This window comes from Sphingomonas sp. LH128 (genome assembly GCF_000293195.2).
Taxonomy (GTDB): Bacteria; Pseudomonadota; Alphaproteobacteria; order Sphingomonadales; family Sphingomonadaceae; genus Novosphingobium; species Novosphingobium resinovorum_A.
In genome coordinates, this window is sequence record NZ_ALVC01000258.1 from 1 (window position 1) to 3,136 (window position 3,136).

Sequence of the window (3,136 nt, forward strand, 5' to 3'; positions counted from 1 at the left end):
GCCGACGATGCCGCCACCATTGGCACTGATCGTCTCGATCGCGCCGCTGTCGACGTCGATCGCGCTGACCTTGCTGCCCGCCACTTGCGCCACGTAGATGCGCCCATCGGCACCGGTGCGGATACCGTTGGCGCCGTTGAGGCGGCTTGCCGGGGTCATGCGGTGCAGGCCCCAGCCCTCGCCAGGCTTCGCGGTTATCGCATTGGCATTACGGCCGGCGGCTTCCAGCATGTATACATCCCTCTCCTCCGGCGCGTCGCCAGATCTTTGGCCGGAGGGTATAGGCGGGCGCGAATGCGCGCAACGCGATGTGCCTGTCTCCGTCAGGCTTCAGACACAGCATCGCCTGAGCGACGTGCCCGTCGTTGCCAAGCGTGGCTGCGTGCAGATATTCGTCCACCAGACCGAATAACCCATTGAGACGCGCCCCGACTGGAACGCCGAGCCCCGAACGCCGCCGGTTTTCCCGGCGGACGCGCTCGCCCCGAGAGAGGACAGTCCCCATGCCTACCCTTGAACTGCGTTTCGACGGCCGCGTCGCGGTAGTCACTGGCGGTGGCCGTGGCCTCGGCCGCTCCTATGCCCTGCTGCTCGCCGAGCGCGGCTGCAAGGTCGTCGTCAACGATCTGGGCGGAGCGATACGCGGGGATGGACCGGATACAAGCGTCGCGCAAAGCGTGGTGGATGAGATCGTCGCGGCGGGCGGCGAGGCGATCGCCAACGCCGATACCGTCGCTACGCCGGAAGGCGGCCGCGCCATCGTCCAGGCCGCGCTCGACACCTGGGGCCGCATCGACGTGCTGATCCACAATGCGGGCAACGTGCGCTACGGATCGATCCGCGACATCCCCTACGAGGACTTCCGCGCGGTGGTGGACGTCCACCTGCTCGGCGCCTTCCACGTCGTGCAGGCGGCGTTCGGACCGATGTGCGACGCGGGCTACGGGCGCATCGTGCTGACCAGCTCGATCGGCGGCGCCTACGGCAACGTCAACTGCGTCAACTACGGCGTTTCGAAGTCGGGCATGATCGGCCTCAACAACATCGCCGCGCTGGAGGGCGAGGCGCACGGGGTGAAGTGCAACATCATCGCTCCCGGCGCCGTCACCCGCATGGCCGACGGCCTCGACATCTCGCAGTATCCGCCGATGGGACCGGAACTGGTCGCCCCGGTGGTGGGCTGGCTGTGCCATGAAAGCTGCTCGGTTTCGGGGGAGATGGTGTCTTCGATGGCGGGTCGCATCTCGCGCATGTTCATCGCTGAGACCGTCGGCACCTACCGCCCGCACTGGACGATCGAGGACGTCGGCAGCGCGACCGAGTCATGGCACGACAAGGACGGCCTGCTCGATCTCGGCCTGCACGGATACATCGAACACCTCGGCTACAGCTTCGCCATGGCGCGTTCCGAAATCGCCGAGGCGCAATAATCAACACCACTGTTGACTTATACTGCCGTGCGAGCCACCGCCACTCACAGATCAGCGCCCTCGAACGAAGTGGGATTGGACATGACCTGCCTTAAAACCGACGTGCCCGCGCCGGACGAACTCGACATTCCGGCGCTCAAGGCGAAGTACCTCGCCGAGCGTGACAAGCGCCTGCGCCGCGAGGGCGGCGAGCAGTACGTGCGCCCGACCGGGGACTTCTCGGACAACTATGCCCATGATCCCTTCACGCCCGTTGCCGAGCGCGCGCCGCTGGTCGAGGACATCGACGTGGCGATCCTGGGCGCGGGGTTCTCGGGCATCCTTGCGGGCTATCACTTGCGCAAGCAGGGCGTGACCAACGTGCGCAACATCGACCATGCGGGCGGTTTCGGCGGCGTGTGGTACTGGAACCGCTATCCCGGCGTGCAGTGCGACAACGACGCCTACTGCTACCTGCCGTTGCTCGAAGAGACGGGCTACATGCCGTCGAAGAAGTTCTCCGACGGCTGGGAAATCCAGGCCTATTGCCAGAAGATGGCCGAGGATTTCGAGCTGGCTGACAAGGCGCTGTTCCACACGCTGGTGGAAGGGATCGTCTGGGACGAATCCATCAAACGCTGGCACGTCAGGACCAATCGCGGCGACGACATCCGCGCGCGTTTCGTGGTCATGGCAGGCGGCGTGATGAACATGCCCAAGCTGCCCGGCATCCCCGGCATCCACGACTTCAAGGGCAAGATGTTCCACACCAGCCGCTGGGAGCACGACTACAGCGGCGGATCGTGGACCGCACCCGAGCTGGAAAAGCTGCGTGACAAGCGCGTCGCCATCGTCGGCACCGGCGCCACCTCGGTCCAGGCGGTGCCGTACTTGGGCAAGTATGCAAAGCAACTCTACGTGCTCCAGCGCACGCCTTCCAACATCGACGAGCGGCCCAATCCGCCGACCGATCCCGACTGGGCAGCCTCGCTCCAGCCCGGCTGGCAGCAGGAGCGCATGGCGAACTTCCATCGGGGCGCGCAAGCGTTCTTCCTGCCCGGCGAGCCCGACCAGATCTGCGACATCTGGACCGAGATCAGCCGCAACCTGAACCTCGAACTGGAAGCGGACGGCTTCCCGCAACTCGATATCGGCGAGATCATGGCCCGGCGCGACGTGGTGGACTATCAGGTCATGGAACGCCTGCGCCGCCGCGTCGATGCGATCGTCGAAGACAAGGAAACCGCCGAAATCCTCAAGCCGTGGTTCCGCTTCATGTGCAAGCGGCCACTGTCAAACAACGACTACTACCCCACCTTCAACCAGCCCAACGTCAAGCTGATCGACGTTTCCGCCACGCAGGGCGTGGAGCGCATGACCGAAAAGGGCTTTGTCGCCGACGGCGTGGAGTACGAAGTCGACCTGATGATCTTCGCCTCCGGCTTCGAGGTGACGTCGGACCTGAAACGCCGCTGGGGCATCGCCACCGTCGAGGGCGAGAACGGCCTGTCGATCTACGACCACTGGGAGAACGGCCCCGCCACCCTCCACGGCGTCACCACCGACAAGTTCCCCGGCATGTTCTACATGGGCTACATCCAGGGTGCGACCAACTCCAGCACCACCGAGCAGTTCGGGCGGCAGGCCGAACACCTGGCCTTCATGATCGGTGAGACCGTGCGGCGCGGTGCCGACAAGTTCTGCGCCACCGCCGAGGGCGTCGCCGG

2 protein-coding genes and 1 pseudogene are annotated in these 3,136 nt (G+C 65.3%); 2 read left to right on the forward strand and 1 reads right to left on the reverse strand.

Going from position 1 to position 3,136, the window contains the following annotated elements; all coding sequences use genetic code 11:
• A pseudogene (locus LH128_RS19765) lies at nucleotides 1–231 on the reverse strand (SMP-30/gluconolactonase/LRE family protein); the annotation flags it as partial.
• A 272-nt stretch (nucleotides 232–503) separates the two neighbouring features.
• Here LH128_RS19765 and LH128_RS19770 point away from each other — a divergent pair.
• Complete coding sequence (locus LH128_RS19770) at nucleotides 504–1,430, forward strand: SDR family NAD(P)-dependent oxidoreductase (protein ID WP_008831454.1); 927 nt, start codon at nucleotides 504–506, stop codon at nucleotides 1,428–1,430.
• A gap of 81 nt (nucleotides 1,431–1,511) precedes the next feature.
• A partial coding sequence (locus LH128_RS19775) for a flavin-containing monooxygenase (protein ID WP_008831455.1) occupies nucleotides 1,512–3,136 on the forward strand: 1,625 nt, incomplete at its 3' end.

What these genes read in the sequence shown, in the direction of transcription:
- LH128_RS19770 (WP_008831454.1), top strand. Translation starts at nt 504, where the DNA reads ATGCCTACCCTTGAACTGCGTTTCGACGGCCGCGTCGCGGTAGTCACT.